General features: G+C 42.0%; 15 protein-coding genes. 7 read left to right on the top strand and 8 right to left on the bottom strand.

Annotated features, from left to right (window positions below; genetic code table 11):
* Positions 1-33: 33 nt before the first annotated feature.
* Positions 34-1,902 (bottom strand): aspartate kinase, encoded by a 1,869-nt coding sequence (locus tag ACP2WE_RS07870; RefSeq protein WP_425215005.1) that lies wholly within the window; start codon positions 1,900-1,902, stop codon positions 34-36.
* A gap of 333 nt (positions 1,903-2,235) precedes the next feature.
* On the opposite strand from ACP2WE_RS07870, the gene gpmI reads away from it, so the two are divergent.
* A complete protein-coding gene (gene gpmI / locus ACP2WE_RS07875) occupies positions 2,236-3,837 on the top strand; it encodes a 2,3-bisphosphoglycerate-independent phosphoglycerate mutase (protein ID WP_425215006.1) in 1,602 nt (533 codons plus the stop codon).
* 84 nt (positions 3,838-3,921) lie between these two features.
* Here the strand turns inward: gpmI and xth are convergent, their stop codons facing one another.
* Positions 3,922-4,719: an exodeoxyribonuclease III gene (gene xth / locus ACP2WE_RS07880; protein ID WP_425215007.1), complete on the bottom strand. Its 798-nt coding sequence runs from the start codon at positions 4,717-4,719 to the stop codon at positions 3,922-3,924.
* Positions 4,720-4,763: 44 nt separating this feature from the next.
* On the opposite strand from xth, the gene ACP2WE_RS07885 reads away from it, so the two are divergent.
* Both ACP2WE_RS07885 and ACP2WE_RS07890 read left to right on the top strand, forming a co-directional pair.
* The gene (locus ACP2WE_RS07885) at positions 4,764-5,633 is read left to right on the top strand and encodes a DNA adenine methylase (protein WP_425215069.1); all 870 of its coding nucleotides are present in this window, start codon (positions 4,764-4,766) and stop codon (positions 5,631-5,633) included.
* A complete protein-coding gene (locus ACP2WE_RS07890; RefSeq protein ID WP_425215008.1) occupies positions 5,626-6,924 on the top strand; it encodes a type II restriction enzyme in 1,299 nt (432 codons plus the stop codon). The genes ACP2WE_RS07885 and ACP2WE_RS07890 overlap by 8 nt, the downstream gene beginning before the upstream one ends.
* An 80-nt stretch (positions 6,925-7,004) precedes the next feature.
* On the opposite strand, the gene ACP2WE_RS07895 is transcribed toward ACP2WE_RS07890, so the two are convergent.
* The 3 genes from ACP2WE_RS07895 to ACP2WE_RS07905 form a co-directional block, all read right to left on the bottom strand.
* Positions 7,005-7,484 (bottom strand): hypothetical protein, encoded by a 480-nt coding sequence (locus tag ACP2WE_RS07895; RefSeq protein ID WP_425215009.1) that lies wholly within the window; start codon positions 7,482-7,484, stop codon positions 7,005-7,007.
* A 101-nt stretch (positions 7,485-7,585) separates the two neighbouring features.
* Positions 7,586-8,161, bottom strand: coding sequence for a Uma2 family endonuclease (locus tag ACP2WE_RS07900; protein ID WP_425215010.1), 576 nt, complete (start codon positions 8,159-8,161; stop codon positions 7,586-7,588).
* Between the two features lie 221 nt (positions 8,162-8,382).
* The gene (locus ACP2WE_RS07905; RefSeq protein ID WP_425215011.1) at positions 8,383-9,231 is read right to left on the bottom strand and encodes a hypothetical protein; all 849 of its coding nucleotides are present in this window, start codon (positions 9,229-9,231) and stop codon (positions 8,383-8,385) included.
* A gap of 283 nt (positions 9,232-9,514) precedes the next feature.
* Between ACP2WE_RS07905 and ACP2WE_RS07910 the strand changes: the two genes are divergently transcribed.
* From ACP2WE_RS07910 to ACP2WE_RS07920, 3 genes are all read left to right on the top strand, one after another.
* Complete coding sequence (locus tag ACP2WE_RS07910; protein ID WP_425215070.1) at positions 9,515-10,540, top strand: hypothetical protein; 1,026 nt, start codon at positions 9,515-9,517, stop codon at positions 10,538-10,540.
* Positions 10,541-10,623: 83 nt separating this feature from the next.
* Positions 10,624-11,532: a methylenetetrahydrofolate reductase gene (locus ACP2WE_RS07915; protein WP_425215012.1), complete on the top strand. Its 909-nt coding sequence runs from the start codon at positions 10,624-10,626 to the stop codon at positions 11,530-11,532.
* Between the two features lie 88 nt (positions 11,533-11,620).
* The gene (locus ACP2WE_RS07920; protein WP_330482155.1) at positions 11,621-12,133 is read left to right on the top strand and encodes a DUF3172 domain-containing protein; all 513 of its coding nucleotides are present in this window, start codon (positions 11,621-11,623) and stop codon (positions 12,131-12,133) included.
* A gap of 88 nt (positions 12,134-12,221) precedes the next feature.
* On the opposite strand, the gene ACP2WE_RS07925 is transcribed toward ACP2WE_RS07920, so the two are convergent.
* The 3 genes from ACP2WE_RS07925 to ACP2WE_RS07935 form a co-directional block, all read right to left on the bottom strand.
* Complete coding sequence (locus tag ACP2WE_RS07925; protein ID WP_425215013.1) at positions 12,222-17,168, bottom strand: pentapeptide repeat-containing protein; 4,947 nt, start codon at positions 17,166-17,168, stop codon at positions 12,222-12,224.
* A gap of 680 nt (positions 17,169-17,848) precedes the next feature.
* The gene (locus tag ACP2WE_RS07930) at positions 17,849-18,292 is read right to left on the bottom strand and encodes a ketosteroid isomerase family protein (RefSeq protein WP_425215014.1); all 444 of its coding nucleotides are present in this window, start codon (positions 18,290-18,292) and stop codon (positions 17,849-17,851) included.
* Between the two features lie 129 nt (positions 18,293-18,421).
* On the bottom strand, positions 18,422-18,925 hold the full coding sequence (locus tag ACP2WE_RS07935) for an orange carotenoid protein N-terminal domain-containing protein (protein ID WP_425215015.1): 504 nt from the start codon (positions 18,923-18,925) through the stop codon (positions 18,422-18,424).
* A gap of 477 nt (positions 18,926-19,402) precedes the next feature.
* Between ACP2WE_RS07935 and ACP2WE_RS07940 the strand changes: the two genes are divergently transcribed.
* Positions 19,403-19,837, top strand: a complete 435-nt coding sequence (locus tag ACP2WE_RS07940; protein ID WP_425215016.1) for a hypothetical protein — start codon at positions 19,403-19,405, stop codon at positions 19,835-19,837.
* Positions 19,838-20,327 lie beyond the last annotated feature (490 nt).

Below are 20,327 nucleotides of genomic sequence, written 5' to 3' on the forward strand. Positions count from 1 at the left end.
AAGTATTGCTTGTGTTGCCTTACATTCTATTTCCTAGCTTGCAGTTTTCCCCGCAACTAGAATTGTCTGATCGCCAGCAAGATCGAATTCTTGATGAATTGCCCTAAGTGCAGTCTCAGCATTGCTTTGCCTGACGACACAGCTAACTTTAATTTCAGAGGTTGCAATCATCTCAATATTAATCCCTGAACTTGCCAGAGCGTTAAACATGCGGGCGGCGATGCCCCCTTGTTTAATCATTCCCGTCCCTACAATACTAACCTTAGCGATCGCATCATCACTGACGACATCTCCACCCCCAATTGTTTCTGCCACCTGTTTGAGCGAGGCTTCCGCCTTTTGTAAATCGCCGATCGGCACAGTAAAGGCAATTTCATTCACATCGCGATCGGACTGAGACTGCACGATCATGTCAACCGAAACATTTTGCTGGGCAAGGTACTCAAAGATTTGGGCAGCCACACCGGGGCGATCGGGTACTTGGCGAATCGCTAAGCGGGCGCGGTTTTGATCGAGTGCCACGCCTCGAACGGGCGATGGGTCTCGATCGCTATCGTCTATAGGTAGATAGGACATCACGGGGACTTGAAAAGCCTCGGCGATCGCGGCAACCGCAGCATCTCCATCCGCCGCCGCTACGACACAGCTAACTTTGATCTCAGAGGTAGAAATCATTTGGATATTAATCCCCGCGTTGGCTAGAGCTGTAAACATCTGGGCAGCAACACCAGGTCTGCCAATCATGCCTGCGCCAATAATGCTAACTTTGGCGACATGAGAATCGACAATCACGGCTTTTGCCCCTAACTCAAGGCTACGTGTGACCAATTCGGCTATCTCAAATTCCCGATGGGGCACAGTAAAGGCAATGTCATTGACATCGCTCGGATCTTGGACTGCCTGAATAATTAAATCAACATTAATATTTTGTAAAGCCAAAGAATGAAATAACTGGGCGGCGATACCTGGGCGATCGGGCACTTGTAGCAAAGCAATTTTGACCTGATCGAGATCGACGGAAACCCCGTCTACAAAGCGGTTGACTTCTAGTGCCATGCGATCGCTTTGATTTTCGCTCAGATTTACCAAATGGGGCGATTTGACGAGTGTGCCTGGGTCATCTACCCAACTGGAACGCACAGCCAACTTCACACCAAAGTTTCGAGCGATTTCTACGGCTCTGGGGTGTAAGACCTTTGCCCCCAAGCTAGCCAGTTCTAGCATCTCATCACAGGTAATCTCATCTAAAAGTTTGGCATTAGGTACAATGCGCGGATCGGTGGTGAGAATGCCTGGTACATCCGTATAAATTTCGCAGAGATCGGCGTTTAAAGCTGCCGCGATCGCCACCGCCGAAGTGTCCGATCCCCCACGACCGAGGGTGGTGATTTCGCGTGTAGGCTGTCCTGTGGCGCGATCGCATGCCACCCCTTGAAACCCTGCAATAATCACAACTTTGCCCTGACTGAGATATTCTTGTATCCCCTCAGTTTCTACATACAGGATGCGAGCGCGGGTATGACAGGGTTCGGTGACGACGCGGACTTGCGAGCCTGTAAGCGCGATCGCAGGTTGTCCAATCGCCTGTAATGCCATGCTTAGAAGTGCGATTGTCACCTGTTCGCCTGTAGAGAGTAAGACGTCCATTTCCCGATCTAAAGCCTCTTGAGTAGGAGAAGCCTTCTCAGAGCGATCGCAGCAAGAATTATTTTCAGATGAGCTTGTGGTGGTTACTGCGTTAGCTAATTTAATTAAATTATCTGTGCTTTTACCCATCGCAGAGACGACAACAACAACCTGATTTCCTGCATCTACAGTTTGTTTAATGCGATCGCGTACTGCTTTAATTCTTTCGGGATCGGCGACAGAAGAACCACCATATTTCTGAACAATTAACGACATTGGTTACAAAATCTTGAAAATCAACTTATAATTTGACAACTTTTGCTAGCTAGCTCACTACGATCGTGATGCTGAATCTCGATTTAGGGTAGATAACTAAAATCACGCAATACGAACGATCATACAGTTCTTTCGCGATCGAAGAATTGCCATTATTTAAACCTATGTTAGATGCTAGTAAAGACTTTATTTAAGGTGCGTATGCTTGGTCTTCACTAATTAGTTTGTGGGGATCGGTGTTCGACAAAATTTTAAAATTGTTTGTAAATTTACTCCAGTGATATTATGTGATTGTGATGGAGTGATCGTGTACACAAAAAGGAATTAGCTTTTATGGTCATGGGGTCTGTTTCTCCAATTGTTCTGGTCATTTTAGACGGCTGGGGATATCGGGAAGAGACGGACGGAAATGCTATCGCTGCCGCCAATACTCCTGTTATGGATAGTTTGTGGCGTAGTTATCCAAGCACTCTCCTGCAAGCTTCTGGTAAAGATGTTGGATTACCCAAAGGTCAAATGGGTAATTCTGAGGTTGGGCATTTAAATATTGGTGCAGGGCGGATCGTACCGCAAGAATTGGTGCGCATTACGGATGCTGTTGAGGATGGCAGTATTTTGGCAAATCGTGCCTTGAAAAATGTTTGTGAATCAGTCAAAGCCAGTGAGGGTAAGCTTCACCTCATCGGTCTTTGCTCAGATGGTGGCGTACACTCCCATATCGATCATTTAATTGGTTTATTAGAGCTTGCCAAGGTGCATGGGATTGCCGATGTCTGTATCCATGTAATTACTGACGGTCGCGATACGTTACCTAACTCAGGGGTAGGCTACATCAAACAACTGGTTGACTGTATTGAAAAGCAGGAAATTGGTCGAATTGTGACCATTAGCGGTCGATACTATGCCATGGATCGCGATAAGCGTTGGGATCGCGTCCAAAAAGCTTATAAGGTAATGACCAACAACCAGATTACAGCTGAGACAACCTCCCCAGTTGCCCTGCTTGAAGCTACCTATGCCCAAAATATTACCGATGAATTTATTTTGCCTGTGAGACTGGCAGAAGGCGCAGTAGAGGCGGGTGATGGCGTGATTTGTTTTAATTTCAGACCCGATCGCTCCCGTGAAATTACGCAGGTATTCATGGCAGAAAATTTCTCTGGGTTTGAGCGTGAAAAGATCTCACCCATCCATTTCGCCACCTTTACCCAATACGACGCTACCCTACCTGTAGAAGTCGCCTTTCCGCCGCAAAATCTCGATAACATGCTCGGCAAAGTCGTCGCTGAGCATGGTTTGCTCCAGTTTCGTGCCGCTGAAACTGAGAAATATGCCCATGTCACCTACTTTTTTGATGGCGGGCAAGAGGAACCCAGCAAAGGTGACGATCGCACGATCGTCAACAGCCCCATGGTTCCTACCTATGATGAAACCCCTCCAATGTCAGCCACCGAGTTGACCGCAGTCGCGCTCGATGCCATCCAAAAACGTAAATATTCCTTGATCGTGATTAATTACGCAAACCCTGACATGGTCGGTCATACAGGTAACTTTAATGCCACGATACAGGCTATTAGCCATGTCGATAAGTGTTTAGGCGAGCTGATCGAAGGGATTACCAAAGCAGGTGGTACTGCTCTAATCACAGCCGATCACGGAAATGCTGAATGTATGTGGGACGAGCATGGCAACCCTTGGACAGCTCATACGAGCAATCCTGTACCTTTTATTGTGGTAGAGGGCGAAGGTCTAAAGATTCCAGGTCATGGTGGTGATGTACAACTCAGAGAGTCTGGACGACTTGCCGATATTGCACCGACAATTTTGGATATTCTGCAAATTCCTAAACCCGAAGAAATGACGGGAGTTTCCTTGCTTGAGCCTTCAGACTATGAAGTGCGCCGCTCTAGAACCCCCGTGCGTCTTAAGGTTTAGTTTGGGTTGAATTCCTTGAAACTGGCTAGATTTTGAATTATGGATCGAGTCGTACATCAAGGAATTTTCACGAACCAATTTTTACTAAGTAATTTCGACAATCACAGGTGTGTGATCGCTGGGTTGGGGAAGTTTTCTGGGTTCTAGATCGATGGTGCAGGCGATCGCGCGATCGTACAAAGCCTCAGTCAGAAAGTGATAGTCAATTCGCCAACCCTGATTGCGCTGAAATCCTCCCGTCCGATAGTCCCACCAAGAGTAATGCCCTCCCGATTGGGTGAATTTACGAAAAACATCTCTAAAGCCTAAATCTAATACAGCTTGCATGGCTTCCCGCTCAGCATCGGTTGCCATCACTTTGGTTTCGCGCTTGGCAGGATTATGGATATCAATGTCCTCAACAGCGACGTTAAAATCTCCACAGATTAAAATCTGGCTAGGCTCATCGTCTTGGTCTAGGAGTATTTTTAGATATTGCCGCAATGTCTCAAGCCATCTGAGTTTGTAGTCATATTTATCGCTATCAAGGGACGAACCATTGGGAACGTACATATTCACAATTCTGACTTGGTCAATTACCCCCGTAATCAACCGTCTTTGTTCGTCTAAATCGCCTAAATCGCGCTCTAAGACAGCCGTAAATCCCATTTGGACATCAGAGATCGGTTGTCGAGAAATCATCGCCACACCGTTGTAAGACTTTTGTCCGTAGATGTAAGTGTGATAGCCTAACTCGGTAAAGGCAGCTTGAGGGAAATCAGCATCAATGACTTTAGTCTCTTGTAAGCACAGCAGATCTACTTCGGGATGAGTTTTTAACCAATTTGTCACCTGTGCTAAACGCGTCCGCACCGAATTCACATTCCAAGTCGCTATTTGCATGAAAGCTCAACTCCTAACAATTCCCTATTTGTACCTTTAAAAATATAACCGTGTCAGTGAATCCACTTGTAAGACCTTTTTTGAAATGGGCAGGAGGGAAAAGGCAACTCGTTCCTGCGATCGTTCCTGAAATCCAAAAACACGCTCCCAAGGGGAAGCGTAAATATTATGAACTTTTCATTGGCGCAGGTGCAATCCTATTGACTTTGCAGCCTAAAAATGCCGTTATCAACGATAGCAATTCCGAACTGATCAATTGCTATGAAGTAATTCGTGACTCGGTGGAAGATCTAATTGATTTGCTAAGAGCGCATAAAGATAAAAATAGCGAAGATTACTACTACGAAGTCAGAGAGAAAGATAGAGTTACAGAATATATTCGTTCGATTTCTAAAGAAGAAAGAGCAGCAAGAATTATCTACTTAAATAAAACCTGTTATAACGGTCTATTTAGAGTTAATTCTCAAGGTCAGTTTAACGTTCCATTTGGAAGATACAAAAACCCTAGCATTCTAGACGAAGCTGTATTAAGAGGTGTAAGTAACTATCTCAATCAGAATCAAGTTGAAATCCTGAATATGGATTTTGAGATTGCTGTTAAAACTGCAAAAAAAGGTGACTTTATCTACTTCGATCCTCCTTATGACCCAGTTTCAGACACAGCTTCATTTACTGGATATGATGTAAATGGATTTAATAGAAAAGAGCAAGAGCGGCTGAGAGATGTAGTTGATGGCTTAACAGATAAAGGATGTAAAATCCTACTCAGTAATGCTTGTACTGATTTCATCCTTGATTTATATGGAAACCCCCAAAAGTATAAAATCGAGAAAGTTTCAGCTAATAGAGCCATTAATTCTAATTCTCTCAAACGGGGAAAAATCGAAGAGGTATTAATTAGAAACTATGAGTAGCTCTAAAGAAAAAACAAGAAATGATCTAGCATGGGAAAAGATTTTTGAGCAATATCAGGTTTTAGATGAAATCAGTAAAAATCGATTCTATGAAATCGAATCTTCTCTTATTAATGATTTCAGAGAAAGTAGATTAATGGCAAAATTCGATCATCGTGTAAATCTGCCTCAAATTTTTCGAGAAAATCATTTATCGATATTACCTATTTCCCGTTCCAAATATGTAATTGGTGATTTTGATACGCATTTTGAGGTGAAATACAGTAGTAAAGCTGAAACAGTCCCAGTAGAGTTTCAGTCAAATATTCAGACCTTAGACTATAAAAAGCTATATTCCGAAGCATCAATGATTCATAGTGCATTTATCACCAAAATGATAGATGATTTAGTCTGTGAACCGACTATCCAAACTGTTTCAGGGAGAATGTCTACAGAGGACTTCAGCTTTAATATCAGAAGTAGTAATAATAAACCACATCAAATTGAGGTACGGAATTCACAATGTGAAATAGATGCAGGTTTTGAAAGCGAAAATTATTTTGTTTTGATTGAAGCTAAAAGAGGTAGTATAGATGATTTTTTGATTAGACAGTTATATTATCCATATAGGCTATGGCTATCAAAGACAAGCAAGAAAGTTATTCCAGTCTTAATGACTTATTCATGTGATATTTTTAGCTTTTTTATTTATAATTTTAAAGATGAGCTTGAATATAATTCGATTGAATTAGAAAAGCAAATAATTTTTGAAATTGCGCCTGAAAAGATAACCCTAGAAGATGTTTCAAATGTTTTTTCTCATGTTAATCCAACCGTAAACCCTCAAGATATCCCCTTCCCTCAAGCTAATAATTTCAGAAGAGTAATCGATCTTCTAGATCTACTAGCTGAAAAAGATTTAACTAAAGATGAGATTGCAGAAAATTATCAGTTCAATTTGAGACAGTCAGACTATTATGCAAATGCAGGTGCATATATCGGAATGATTGATAAATCTAAGAACTCTATTGACAATAAAACTTTCTTTAAACTGACAAATGAAGCAAGAAGTATTTTAAGAAAAAGCCACAAATCCAAATATTTAGAACTAGTCTCTAAAATCCTTGAGCATCGTATTTTCTATCAAGCTTTTAAACTAGCAATTGAAAATGGTTATATTCCTTCTATAGAGGAAATTGGCAAGATAATTATTGAATGCGATTCAAAAATTTCTGGTGATACTGTAACTAGGCGAGCTTCTACAGTTAAAAGATGGTTATTTTGGATATTATCTGAGATAGAAGTGGATTAGTTTCTCTGTAACTCAAACAAGTTGTTAAAAGATTGCGTTGCTCAAAATTGAAAGTATCTGTTGTCTGCGAGTGTTTATGCCTAGAGCGAACGGATACCCAAGACAATTTCTTTCATCCTATGCGCTCCAATAACGTGGATTAGCTCTTGAGTGATACACCAGATCAGCAGCAGTAGGACAAGCCAAATTTGAAGCGCCCAGAAGTGAAGCCGTCCTAATTCTTCCAGTGCAGAGGCAAAGTTTCGAGAGGAAATAGCATGTTCTATGAATTGAAAGATAAACCCGACAAACGAGTATAGTAGGGTCTTCCACCCCACGTTATAAATGATAGGGATCTTGGGGAAAGGCTCAAAGAAAGGAAGATACCCAACGAGCAGTACCACCTTCGCTACAACTAGTGATCCGATGGTCGCACTAGCAAAGGTAGAAACCTTGATACCATAGTCCTGAAGCATGAGAGCTTTTGTGAATGCTAGGGTATTGAACGCGATGAAAAAGTAAAGCCAGACTGGGAGCAGGTGGCGGATCTTGCTTACGATCTTTTTACCTATTTTTAACATGGAACCACTATTCAGGCTTGAGTTTCAGATAGCAATTGTATCAAAAGGCTACTCCTTGCGTTCAAACTTCAGCTCAAATGCCTAAACACAGATAAATTATCTCAAAATTCCAAGGTTCTAAATAGCTCGCTAACTGGAACCTTAAAATTTAAAATCAAATCTTCTCCATCTAAAACATCATCACTTCGCAGTAAGCGATCGGGTTGAGGACTATGGTATACCAGCACATATTTTTCATCTGGATGAATTACCCAAATCAATCTAGTTCCACTCTCGAAGTATTCTTCAATCTTGTTGTGAATTTCCTCAAAAGTATTTCCAGGTGAAATAATTTCGATGGCTAAATCGGGCGCACCATCAAAGAACCCTTTTGGCAATCGTTTTAGACCAATCAATCGCTCTTTACTAACAAAAGAAACATCAGGCGATCGCTTGTTTCCTCCTTTCATCTTAAATGCTGTACTGGAGTCACAAGCAACCCCAAGATTATGCTGTCTTACAAATATCTCGATTAAACCACCTAGGAATATGCCAATATTCCCATGTTCCATGCCTGAATTGCCCAAGTTTACCAACTCCCCATCTACAATTTCGTAGCGATCGCCATCATCAGCTAGAGCCATGAACTCTTCGTCAGTCCAAACTTTATTCTTTATTGTTTTTAAGGTAGATGTCATATCTGTTCTAGTCCTCTTGACTTAGACAAGGCAATTTATTTGTGTGACTAGCTCGGTAATTTCTCTTGTTCCTTGTGCATCTGTCTGAGCAATTAAGCGAGTCTCTATTTCTGGTTCTAATTGTAATGATATCGTCATAATTAATGCCCTTTAACAGTTTATTTAACATTCAATTCTGTAGCAATTCTATTTTTTGAACTGCTGAAGCTTTATAGATACACCTAAATATGGTTATTACTAAGCCAGTCTATAAGACTGTAAATTTTTTCTAAATACGCAGGGAACGTAACTAATAATGCGTAAAGATGCTCTCTTTCTATAACTCTTCCAGACGGGTGTCCCGCATCATTTCTGTGACTTCTAATAATGGCGAAAAGACCAGTAAGATAGTTGTCTAGGTTCTCTTTTATATCAGATGGTAAAGTTTGATTTATTTTTGTTCTCAGAATGTTTTGAAATTCATCATGTTTTCTCTTGATCGAAATAGTATCTGTCTTTTTTTTGAAATCATCTTTATCTGTTTGATTTGATATTGAATTTTCGCAGGCATCAATCAATAGTAAAATAGCCTTCTCAGAAGCACATCCTAATGTAATAACCGAAGATAAAAGGCAATGAATTCGGAAGGCTTTTAAGCTCTCTTCCAAATAGGCAAGTATTACATTATCATTAGATATAGCTTTCACTCTAGCCAAATACTTATCTGGATCATAGGGTTCGGGTGGCTGGCTTCCAAGCTTGGATCTTCCATACTCTGAAATATGATACCAAGAGAGGCTATTTTCATTTGCATTGCCAATTCCTCGACCAGGGCGGATTATACCCTCTATTATTAAGTCCCAGATAATATCTTCAATCCAAGCTTTGTACTTTTGGGGGAGTTCGTATTGTGGATTCATGTGCTGAGTTCCATCCCCAGCATGAGGATCTGGAGCTAGTCCTTTTGAAACAACCAATCTTGCTATGTTGAGATAGAGACTTGTTGTTTGCCCACCACCTGAAGATTCTAGGTTCTCAAGGATTAAAGTTCTTGTTTGGTCGTAAGAGATTTCTAAATTAACTTGGGTCATACATCTCTACTCAAAAGCCCTGCAATAGATATTTGCTAACTCAATTGAAGCATACTACTTCTTGATAATTAACTATCAACGTCACCCCAATACTGAAAGATCAAACTGAATCAAATTGCTTTGTGGTCTTTAAGAAAATTCACACAACTCTTAGACGAGTTAGAATTGGCAAGCCAACTTTTAAGAGAAGTACGTTTTGACTATAGTGCTTGACCAAACTGAAAATAAAATTACTAATGATATTTTCACGATCGCAGACACAAACGGTAGTGCCTTGCCATTCATGCAACCAGAAAGCTTCGATCTACAGCTACCCGACCCAGAAGACGAGCAAATTGCCGATCGCGAATTTCATGAGTCCTTAGATCGAGCTTGGCAAGTGTGCGATCGCTTCGATTTGCAAACCGATATTTGGCGGGGCAGAATTTTACGCTCGGTACGCGATCGCGAAAAGATCAATGGTGACAGTCGGGGTAGTGGCTTTTTGCAGTGGTTACAAGAGCGCGAAATTAGCAAAAGTCAAGCCTATGCTTGGATTACCCTCGCCAATAGTGCCGATACGCTTGTGGATGGGGGCTTTTTAGAAGCCGATGACGTCAAGCAGTTTAGCAAACGGGCATTTGTCGAAACCGCTCAAGCATCTCCTGAAGTGCAGCAATTGGTCAGCGAAGCCGCACGAAACGGAGATCGGATCACGCGACGCGAAGTCCGACAACTTTCCGATGAATGGACGGCGATGTCCTCAGAGTTGCTACCGATCGAAGTCCGCGAAAAAGTTTCAGAACACACAATTCCCTCCCGATATGTTGCCCCACTGGTAAGGGAACTAGAAAAACTGCCCGAAGCCCATCAAGACTCCATTAAATATGCGATCGCCGAAAACTCTGACATTGACAATATTCGCCAAGTCACAGCCGAGGCACAGCGACTGAGTAAATATCTTAGTACCAGCACGCAAGTACAGGCACTAAGCCAAGACGTCAATCTAGAGCTAGCCCTAGAGGAAGCCCTGCGCATCGGGTGTCTCAAATCTACCGCCGATCTCGTTAGTAATGCAGCGCAGCTAGAACAAACGATCGCCAAGCTCTATACCACTTGGAAACGTCTGACCAGTCTTGCCGAACAGGTCTATACCGAAAGCGGCGCTAGCACGCCCCACCTGCGATCGCTGCTCAGCAATTTAGAATCTCTGTCTAGCAATCATTTAGAAGTGCAACTTGGAGTAGAGTCATCTGCCCGCTTGATTAGCCTGCATATTCAAGATGATGCGATCGAGGAGGATTCTTCGTCAGATCGTGACTACGCGTAAGGAATAATAGAAAAAGTAAATTATTGATGTCCAAGCCGATCGCATTGATCTCAAAGCGAATTTGGCGTTACGTTAAGCCTTGAATGTCTAGCCAATCACAATTTTCTAATTTTCGCGATCGCGTTGCCCGCAAAGACTTTTTGATCACTGCCGAAGTCTCGCCGCCCAGTGGTGCTGACCCTCAGCATATGATCGCCCAAGCCCAATTGTTAAAAGGTCGGGTTCACGCTGTTAACATTACAGATTCTAGTCGTGCCGTGATGGGGATGAGTCCCCTTGCTGCCTCAGTAATTTTGCAGCAACAGGTGGGCATTGAAACCATCTGTCAACTGGCTTGCCGCGATCGCAACCGCATTGCGCTTCAGGGTGACTTATTGGGATCTGCTGCACTCGGCATTACAAATGTTTTGGCATTGACAGGCGACCCTGTAAAAGCAGGCGATCATCCCAAAGCTAGATCCGTATTCGATCTAGAAGCGGTACGGTTACTACAACTGATCGATAAACTCAATCATGGCGTCGATCATAATGGCAAATCGCTTTCTGGAGGTGGCACAGATTTATTTGTGGGGGCGGCGGTCGATCCTCAGTCACCCAGTTGGTCGGGGCTTCAGCGACGGTTTGAACGCAAAATCGCCGCAGGCGCACAGTTCTTTCAAAGTCAGCTGATTACTGATTTCGATCTGTTCTCGAAATTTATGACCCAAATTGGCAATCGGTCAGATAAACCCGTCCTAGCAGGGATTTTCTTACTAAAATCAGCTAAAAATGCCCAGTTTATTAATAAATACGTGCCTGGTGTCCATATTCCAGACATAATTATCGAGCGCCTCGCCAAAGCCGAGGTTCCCTTACAGGAGGGCATCGCGATCGCGGCAGAGCAGGTCAAAGCAGCACAACAGATTTGCCAAGGGGTTCACCTCATGGCAGTCAAAGCTGAGCATTTAATTCCTCAAATTCTCGATTTGGCGGGTATTCCGCCCATTGTTTGAATGTTGAGGATTTACAGAAGGGGTTAAAGTAGATTTTAAATTTACTTTACAGATCGGTTAACGTAGAAAGGTATTTAGACTAAAATCTATGGCTCGTCGTAGATATTCATCCACCATCAACCCTCCCACGAACACATCGAGTACCACGAGTACTGGCATTAAACTAGCGATCGCTGGGGCAATCTTTGCGGTCGGCTTGGGCGTGGGCGCTGCCCTTTCGACACTCAACCCAACGGCACGTACTGTCGATGCGATTCGGCTCGATAATCTTGCCCCTAGTCGTGACTTTTGTAATAACTACGGCTCTTCGGCAATGGTGATGACCACCCGCGTGTATGTCACCCTTAATCCCTTTAATGTGTTTGTCAGTCAGGCGGATTCGGTGCCTGGTTGCGTAGTTCTACCCCAAAACTGGAACCTATTGCTACAACAAAATGCCATTAGCAATAATGACATTCAGCAATGCCGAAACCGCATGAACACGTTTGGCTTTACAGGTGACTTGACAGGCAAGCCCCGCGTAGACTGTGTCTATGAAAGCAAAGACGCTCAAAAGCAATTGACCGAAGGCGCACCACCCATCCCTAAACCCACACCATAGGTATGTATAGATTTTCGTAATTCAAGGCAGGGGCGATCGGCTTCTGAAATCTCGAATTGGACAAGATGCTCATCTTGCCCAACCTAAGCTACTGGAACTTGCAAGGTCCTTTGCTCCCATTAGGACAGATAGTTTCTCCATTGGTTTGAGGTTGTTTGTCAGGATCGATCTTAATATCTGTGAGATCTGCACCTTTTAAATTTGCACCGCTCAAGTTGGCTCCATTAAGAGTTGCACCAGTTAGATTGGCGCTGCTTAAATTGGCACTGGTTAAATCAGCCCAAGACAGTTTAGCTTCCGTTAAATTAGCATTCTTTAAATTTGCCGAATTTAAATTAAAGCCTGAGAGATTTAAACCAGTTAAGTTCCGACCCGCCTTAGGCTCATTTATAATTTGCCACATTAATAGATCTTTAGACTCAAATTTTGTTCTATCTGCTCCTTTTCCTATTTTTGTCTCAGCTAGACTAGCTCCTTCAAGATTCGCACCTAAAAAGCTCGAACGGGTTAGGTCTGCTCCATGCAAATCAGCAAAAGGAAGTTGGGCATTTTTAAGATTAGAAGCGACGATACTAGCTCTGATCAATCTAGCCCCTTTGAGATTGGCTTTGGTGAGAGTAACGCCATCCAGATTGGTCTCTACGAAATTAGCTCCCTTGAGGCTTGCACCTTCTAGATTTGCCCCTGAAAGATTTGCCTTACTAAAGTTGACATCATCCAGTTTGACATCCTTGAAATTTGCCCCTGAAAAATCTTGACCGCTAACATCCTTGAGTAATTGCACTTTTAATCCCAGCTCAATAATGGGTCTTTTTAAAAATAAAAAGCCTACATAGAGTAGCCCGATCGCACCCAGTCCAATCACTGGGAACTTGAGATATTTTTGCCACAGTGTCTCAAAATCAACAGTAGGTATTTGCCGTTTTACCTTAGCAGGGGGAACTTTACTATTTGGGACATCTTCCGATCGCGATAGGGGACGTTGAGATGGTAACGCACCACTATTATCCGTTCGCGAGGCGAATTGAGTGGAACGAGTATTTCCTGCAAAGCCAGACATGGTTGGCTGGGGCGATCGCCTTGGTTCTCTCGTATCAATATTTGTCGAACTGGCACTGGTGTCAAACCGATTTCTAGTAGGATCGCTAGCAGGCTTGCCGCTAGAAATTTGCGTGTTCATATCTAACAAGCCAGTCCAGTCATCATTATCACTACCAAGATCCAACTCATCAAGACTTGGAAGTGACAAACCCTTAGGCTTTTTGCGACCCCGATTGGTATTTCCATCAGAGTATGGAGAACCCGTAGTTTGCCCATATTGACTCGGACTTTGTGAAGGGGGCCTATTGGGATTTAAAGTAGTAGCTCGACTGCGATCCCCATCTGACAAATTAGAAGAGGTAAATAAACTATCTGTCATTTGTTCGTCAGAGTCTAATAGCCCCGACCATTCTTCTTCAACATCAAAGGGAAGAGATGGAAGAGATGGCATTCCTCTTGACAAACCAGTGTTTGCAGCGTTGGAAATATCTGAGCGTCTTGCCCCTCCTGATATTTCAGAGCTATTTATTCCCTCTTGACGAGGAGGACTAGGGATCGGTTTTGTTGGGGGCTTTGGTGTAGACTTACGACTAGGTAAAGGCGGTAAAGGCATGGGCATTGGTGCCCTGTAGGGGGAATCTTCACTGGAATCATTTGATTCAGGAATAGGTGGAGGAGGAGTACGATCAAAATCAGAATCAGTCATCCCACCACTCAATGGAAGATGATGATTCATAAAGTCTGTGTCAACATTATCAAGATCGAAATCATCGAGGAAGTCACTTTTTCCAGTTTCTATAGCCGTTGTCATGCGATCGCTATCATCATGAGTGATTTGTGAAGATATTATAGGTGGTGCTGGAATACTAGGTTGATAAGAATTTTCTACTTGTGGGGAAGGCACGACTGCGGGCTTCGGAATTTTTTGACTGGCTATATCTGTAAAACCACTCATTCGATTGGCTGCTTGTCGTAAATCATCTAGATCGTCAAATTCGTTTTCTAGGTCGTCTATTTGGGTTTCAACATCTGAGCGACCGATCAGTGCTGTATTGTCTTCATCAATATTGAGGTCTTTAAAGGAAGCATCTTCAAATCCAAGATCGTCAAATGCTGAATCATCCGTGTTAATTGCGTCTAGATCGTCAATAACCTCAGTGATATCTGGAGGTAACATGGCAGTTAAATCTGAAGGAACGTTCAAAGCATCATTGCGATCTATTTCTGCTTCAAAAAGATGATTTTCGTCAAACGAATCATAAGTATCATTTGACTCGACCGCACCAAACTCGATATCTGAAGAGGAGTCATTATGAAATTCCGTCTCAAGTGCAGGTTCAAACCCCTGCTGAAATTGAGGGTTTAACTCCGAATCGGTTAAATCCGTAAAATCATATTCAAACTCAGATTCAGAGCCTAGATCTGTTAGAGAATTTGAGTTAAGATTTCCTTCGATAGAATCTTCAAGGTAGGATACTGGCTCTAAAGCTTCTAAGTTATTAAGATCGCTTTCCATTGAATCCCAATCTGCATTCGGATCGGAATAAGCAATGCTCTGTGCTGATTGTGCTTCAGACGAGATCTCATATTGAGGCGTCAGTACCTCTTCTGTTTGAAGGTTGAATCCATCATCAATATATCCTGAGGTGTCAACAATAAACCCCTCTAACTCCTGCTCGAGCTGAGCATCAAATTCAAGTTGCTCAGAAATATTTGCATCGAACGTCTCTAGTCCAACTTGTGGTTGAGCATCAAATCCATCAAGCCGATCCAAGGCATTAGGATCGAATTCCTCTAAATTTTGTTCAAATCCGTTCTCCAATTGTTCGGAAGCATAAGATGTAAATGAATCAAGCTCTTGGTCAAAAGCACGATCCTCATCTTGTTCGAAAACCGTTTCTAGATCTGCTTGAGGAGAGAATTGCTCAAGTTCGTAAGCATTAGCTTCAAGTTCGTAAGCACTAGCTTCAAGTTCATAGGCATTGGCTTCGAGTTCGTAAGCATTAGCTTCAAGTTCATAGGCATTAGCTTCAAGTTCATAGGCATTAGCTTCGAGTTCATTACCTTTTGAGCTTGCCCAGTCATCATTCATATCAGACATATCAGAAGCTATATCTGCAGCTACACCTGCGGTAGAAGCTCCTCGATCCCATGTGGCAAAATCATCCACTTGCTCGGAACTTAAATCAGGAGAATCAAGATTGGGAGATATAGACTCCATGCCAAAACTAGGTGAGCTTGCCCAATCATCATTCATATCAGAAGCCATATCAGCCGTAGATGCTCCCCGATCCCATGCGGCAAAATCATCCATTTGAGCTGGACTTAAATCAGGAGAATCAAGATTGGGAGATATTGACTCCATGCCAAAACTAGGTGAGCTTGCCCAATCATCATTCATATCCGACATATCAGAAGCTATATCAGCGGTAGAAGCTCCTCGATCCCATGTGGCAAAATCATCCACTTGCTCGGGAGCAAGATTCCCATCAGCAATTTCAGGACTGGATTCAAGACTTGAGGGACTCAACCAATCATCCGTCGATCCAAAATCAATGGTTGAACTAGGGGTAAAATCAGATCCTAGATCTAACGACCCCTCTAAAAACTGATTGGGCAGTGATTCAACCAATTCATTTGCAGAGACCGTTTCGAGAATAGTTGCATGTTCCAGCAATCGATCGGGATTGGATAACAGATTCTCATCTAGGAAATCTAAATCAACATCAGATTCCGTCTCTAGCGCCATTTCAGGCTCAGTCTCGAAGCTAGCGTTTTCTTCTTGCTCCTGAGAATTAGGTTCTTTATCAAATTCCAGATCGAAGTTTATATCTCCAAAATCCTCACCTCCAAGGCTTTCTAGAGAAGAAGTCCCAGAACCCATTTCATTAATAACATCTTCAGGAGTATTAATTAGGTTGTTTGTTCCGTCAAACTCTTCATTAGCCTCTGCATCTAGATTTCCTAGAATATCTTCGTCAAAACTAAGATCGACATCCAAATCAAGTTCTTCTAAGAGAGCGGAAGAAGCTTCGGGGATGAGTTCATCTCTTATATTTTCAGGAATATCTAGTTCGTTTGCTAGAGCAAACTCTTCTTGGACATCTTCATCAAAATTAAGCTCGGCATCTAGATCGAGCCTCAGAACCAATTCAATGTCTTCATCTGCTTCATTAGATTCAAGACTCAACTCGCTGACAAGTTCGCGATCCTCAGGCTGCTCTAAAAGTTCATCGTCAAGCTCTTCGGAAAGATTCCATTCATTTGTTTCGCTCAAATCTAAGTCAAGGCTATTTGACGCCCAATCATCGGGCTCAACTTTATCTGTATCAAAATTTATTGCCCCTAATTCGTTTTCTAAATCAAGATTTGAGGCTTCATCGTCTATTGATAACCCGTCTAGATCTAGATCGAAGTTCCGATCGTCCATTGATAGTTCTAAATCGCCAAGCCCCAAATCATCTTGAGCCAAAAATCCTTCTAAGAGTTCGGGAAATGCGTCATTAGGTTCGTTAGTATCAGAAAATGAAAAGTCTAGGGATTCATTTTGGGGCGATTCTGGTGGTATGGCTGGCTGATTTCTAAGTTTGAAATCTGTATCGTCCATACGAGTTTTTAAATCAGTAACAATCAGCCAATCGATATCCCCAACATTAGAGGATTTAGGATCGGGTTGCATAGTTGCTTGGGACGTATTTAGAGGCAGTTCACTACCAGATGTTATGTGAGCGGTAATTCCCGTAACTGGTTCATCTAGTCCTATAGACTGAAGCCAATCAATATCTTCTTGATCGTCAGATAAGATCTCGTTTAAACTCTCGATCGCAGCGTTTGATGAATTTTTTTGCTTCTCCTGCTTGGCAGGATTCATTTTCGTACTGAGGTCTGACAGGATCAGCCAATCGATTTCTTCTGCCTCAGAGTTTCCTGCTGTGTTTTGGCTGGGATCGTTTGACCCTCGTCCTTGATTGGGTTTGTTTTTATCTTGTGGCATGAGTCGATCCTTCAGCGTGATTGTTACAGGAGTTTAGCTGCACGAGATTCTAGCGTCTAAATCTTGAATTTCACTGCAACTTTAGCTATCAGTTTTTCAAGGTTTTTACTTAACCAACGACTTTTAAAATAAGCATAATATCAGGTATTAGAAAATTGGCAATTAAAGGTTGAGTTTGTAAACGCTATCAAATCACTATTATTCAGCCTGTAGGGAAATTTAAATCTAGCAAAGATTGTAGTAAGACCCTTGCTCCAACAACTAAGCAGAAAAAACTCTACCTTATAAACACTTTCTTTACCCTCACTTGATATATTATATGGATTTTTTTTGTGAAACTACTTTTGAAGGCTCAAGCCCTTTGAGATGGCTGTTAACAAAGCTGGAGGCATCAACATAGCACTGAAGGGACTTTCAGAAGTTAGCTGGCGAAAAATTGCTTGCTGGTAAATAATTAAAAAATTGTGTCGAAGTCGCGATCGCTTGTTGTCACAATCTTAGGCGTATGCAATCAGCACTTGGTGCTGATTAAAAGAAAAAATAATGAGCGGAAATCATCTGATTCCCGCTCCTATTCTTAGATTTAATTAGGTTAAATAAATTGCTCTAAAGATTTGGTTTATAGGTAAAATCTTAAAATTTTGGCTGTGGACTTATGCAAAGATTTTCATGCTGGAATATTAACGCCGAAGATTTGCTAATTCTTGCAGTGATGCCAACAGTTCGATCGCTACATAGACAATTTCTTGTGCGGGATTTAAAACAAATTTCCAGGCTACATTTACACCAAACCAAGCCGTTTTGACGCGACCACTAACGCTAACCTGCACTAAGTCATTCTCGATCGCGATGCGCTTGTTAATCTGTCGAGGATATAGCTTTAATCCCTGTGCTTCTTGAGCCAGATAGGCAGCGATCGCTGCTTCTCCCACAACCAAACTCTCAAAAGGGGGATGCAATGCGCCATTTACCGCAAACAAAGCAGCAGTCGCTTGAAAATCTCCCATGTTGAGCGTGTCAAAATAGCGTTGTATAGTCGGCTCAAAATAAATAGCTATTGGCTCTGCCTGTCCTGTGCTCGAACCTAAACTTAAATCTGGGGTTGAAGCGATCGCTGTAATCATAATTGAATCTAAGCTTCTAACTATCTAGGCTAATTGAATCTATTAAAAAATAATTCCTTTTGAACTTTAGAAGCAGGTTAATTGCCTGCTTCTAAAGAAAATCTAGTTACGATCCATCGTTTAGGACATTTAAGCAAAGGGATCGTACCCCATATCTACAACTGCACTACGGAGAATCGTAATTTGTTGACCAAAGTCAAGGGATGCAATTGTTCCAAGTAAGCGCTGGACATCTTTACTCGCCTGGTAGTTACTAGGCATTGGCACAACAATACCTTGAGTCATCAGTTCGGCTAGCACATACCAAAAGCCTAATTTTGTATTGGTGCTGAGAATGCCATACGCACGAGTATCAGGGGTATCTACTTTGTTCACGAGATCGCGCATGAATTGCAGTTGCTCTGCATAAGTCATTTTCTTGACCTTATCGATCAAACCTGATGCTAGGTGCAAGCGTGCAGCACCAGGAGCCGCAGGAGTAATAGACTTACCACATTCAGTGTATGCGTACCATAAAATTGCCAATCGATCGTCAGCCGTAAGTTGCTTAAACAACTGGGTCGTTGCCGAGACTTCATTGACTGACTGTAGGCTAGCGATGAAACTTTGGGTTGAGTCTGTGGTGTATGTCATAACTATGCCGTTTGATTTCTTGGGTGAGCTTTTTTTCGTTGTGAAATTAATATAACCAGGGGTTATTCTTTACAAATCTACACATAGACATATATCACATCCCTAACTTTTGACAGAGATCTCTACTCAATACTTTAAAGCCTTATTTTTAAAGGGTTTTACTTTAAATTCTAGAAATATTTTTATGCGCATTTCTCAGGAGAAATCAAGAATCTACGAATTTAAAGGCTTTTTATGGTTAAGGAGTACTTATATGACCTCTTGCTTTTGTAAATTATTGCTGAGATATAAGTCTTTTTTATACATATAATAAAGAAATTATAAGAATTGCAAAATTTGATTGATATTTTGGGCGGTTTAACATTAGTATGCATGTGTGAAGTAAATCTTCCTTAAGACAGAATTAAAGATTTAGCCTTTATCTCTAAAGTCAGAATCTGTGTAAATTTCTTTTTTAAAGCCTGTTTAGATATTTATATGACCTATACCTTTACCCTTGCTCCCCGTTACCGTTTAGATGATGAGTCTGTCTGGCTAGAGGGAATCGATCCATCTCGTCATTATTGGATTGCCATAAATGGTGAGGCTAAGATGACTGTGGCGATCGCTGGATTCGCGGCAGAGTCTTTCGAGCATTTTAGAAATACAATCTTCAGTTTTAGAGCTTTGCAAGTGGGGGAAAAGCTGATGATCGATCGGGCTGCAAGTAATTGCGTAATTCATTGTGTGGGGCAAAATTGCTATGCGATCGCTGACGCTGTAAATGGTTCACCCGTATGGCACTTATTCGATCTAGAAACGCTTGAAAGCCTATTAATGACCGCCCATCCCAACTGGCTGTGTTCTGACAAAGATCTCGAGCTTGGTCGCAGAATGTTGGCGATGTCTTGGCAGCAACCCGTCGCAGCTTAACAATTGGTATGTAGGGGCACCATGAATTGCTCCTACGACTCTATAAAGAAGAAAGAATCTTTCATTCGTTATTAAGGATCGCCATATAAGCGATCCTTAATCGTTTGTGAGTGTAGTAAGGGCTTCTGCCCTTGCAAGCAAGATGCTAGCGCTACAAATGAGTGACTACTCATGAGGGATTGCTATAGTGGAATACTTTACCCAAGTAAATTTTTTTCTCTTAACAAATCAAAACTGACTAACTTTCCTAGATTTGCAAGAAATTCTAATCGTCTATTTTTAAGAGCGAAACTATTAGATTGTCGAGAAAAAATCATAAAAACAAAGTTAGAAAGAAAAGAAGAAGAAATGATTCTTTCCATTGATATAGAGTAGGAAACCCTCGGAGATATTATGAAGTAGAGGGTGAAATTTTAGGAGATTTCCTGCAAGGTAATTATATTAATGAATCTTGAACGATTTTCCGATCTTTCTGTAAGGGTTTAACCCT

It is taken from the genome of Tumidithrix helvetica PCC 7403 (assembly GCF_965232925.1).
GTDB lineage: Bacteria > Cyanobacteriota > Cyanobacteriia > Pseudanabaenales > Pseudanabaenaceae > Tumidithrix > Tumidithrix helvetica.

Coding starts and splice junctions, on each gene's coding strand:
- ACP2WE_RS07870 (WP_425215005.1), bottom strand. CDS start 1,902: ATGTCGTTAATTGTTCAGAAATATGGTGGTTCTTCTGTCGCCGATCCC.
- gpmI (WP_425215006.1), top strand. CDS start 2,236: ATGGTCATGGGGTCTGTTTCTCCAATTGTTCTGGTCATTTTAGACGGC.
- xth (WP_425215007.1), bottom strand. CDS start 4,719: ATGCAAATAGCGACTTGGAATGTGAATTCGGTGCGGACGCGTTTAGCA.
- ACP2WE_RS07890 (WP_425215008.1), top strand. CDS start 5,626: ATGAGTAGCTCTAAAGAAAAAACAAGAAATGATCTAGCATGGGAAAAG.
- ACP2WE_RS07895 (WP_425215009.1), bottom strand. CDS start 7,484: ATGTTAAAAATAGGTAAAAAGATCGTAAGCAAGATCCGCCACCTGCTC.
- ACP2WE_RS07900 (WP_425215010.1), bottom strand. CDS start 8,161: ATGACATCTACCTTAAAAACAATAAAGAATAAAGTTTGGACTGACGAA.
- ACP2WE_RS07905 (WP_425215011.1), bottom strand. CDS start 9,231: ATGACCCAAGTTAATTTAGAAATCTCTTACGACCAAACAAGAACTTTA.
- ACP2WE_RS07910 (WP_425215070.1), top strand. CDS start 9,515: ATGCAACCAGAAAGCTTCGATCTACAGCTACCCGACCCAGAAGACGAG.
- ACP2WE_RS07915 (WP_425215012.1), top strand. CDS start 10,624: ATGTCTAGCCAATCACAATTTTCTAATTTTCGCGATCGCGTTGCCCGC.
- ACP2WE_RS07920 (WP_330482155.1), top strand. CDS start 11,621: ATGGCTCGTCGTAGATATTCATCCACCATCAACCCTCCCACGAACACA.
- ACP2WE_RS07925 (WP_425215013.1), bottom strand. CDS start 17,168: ATGCCACAAGATAAAAACAAACCCAATCAAGGACGAGGGTCAAACGAT.
- ACP2WE_RS07930 (WP_425215014.1), bottom strand. CDS start 18,292: ATGATTACAGCGATCGCTTCAACCCCAGATTTAAGTTTAGGTTCGAGC.
- ACP2WE_RS07935 (WP_425215015.1), bottom strand. CDS start 18,925: ATGACATACACCACAGACTCAACCCAAAGTTTCATCGCTAGCCTACAG.
- ACP2WE_RS07940 (WP_425215016.1), top strand. CDS start 19,403: ATGACCTATACCTTTACCCTTGCTCCCCGTTACCGTTTAGATGATGAG.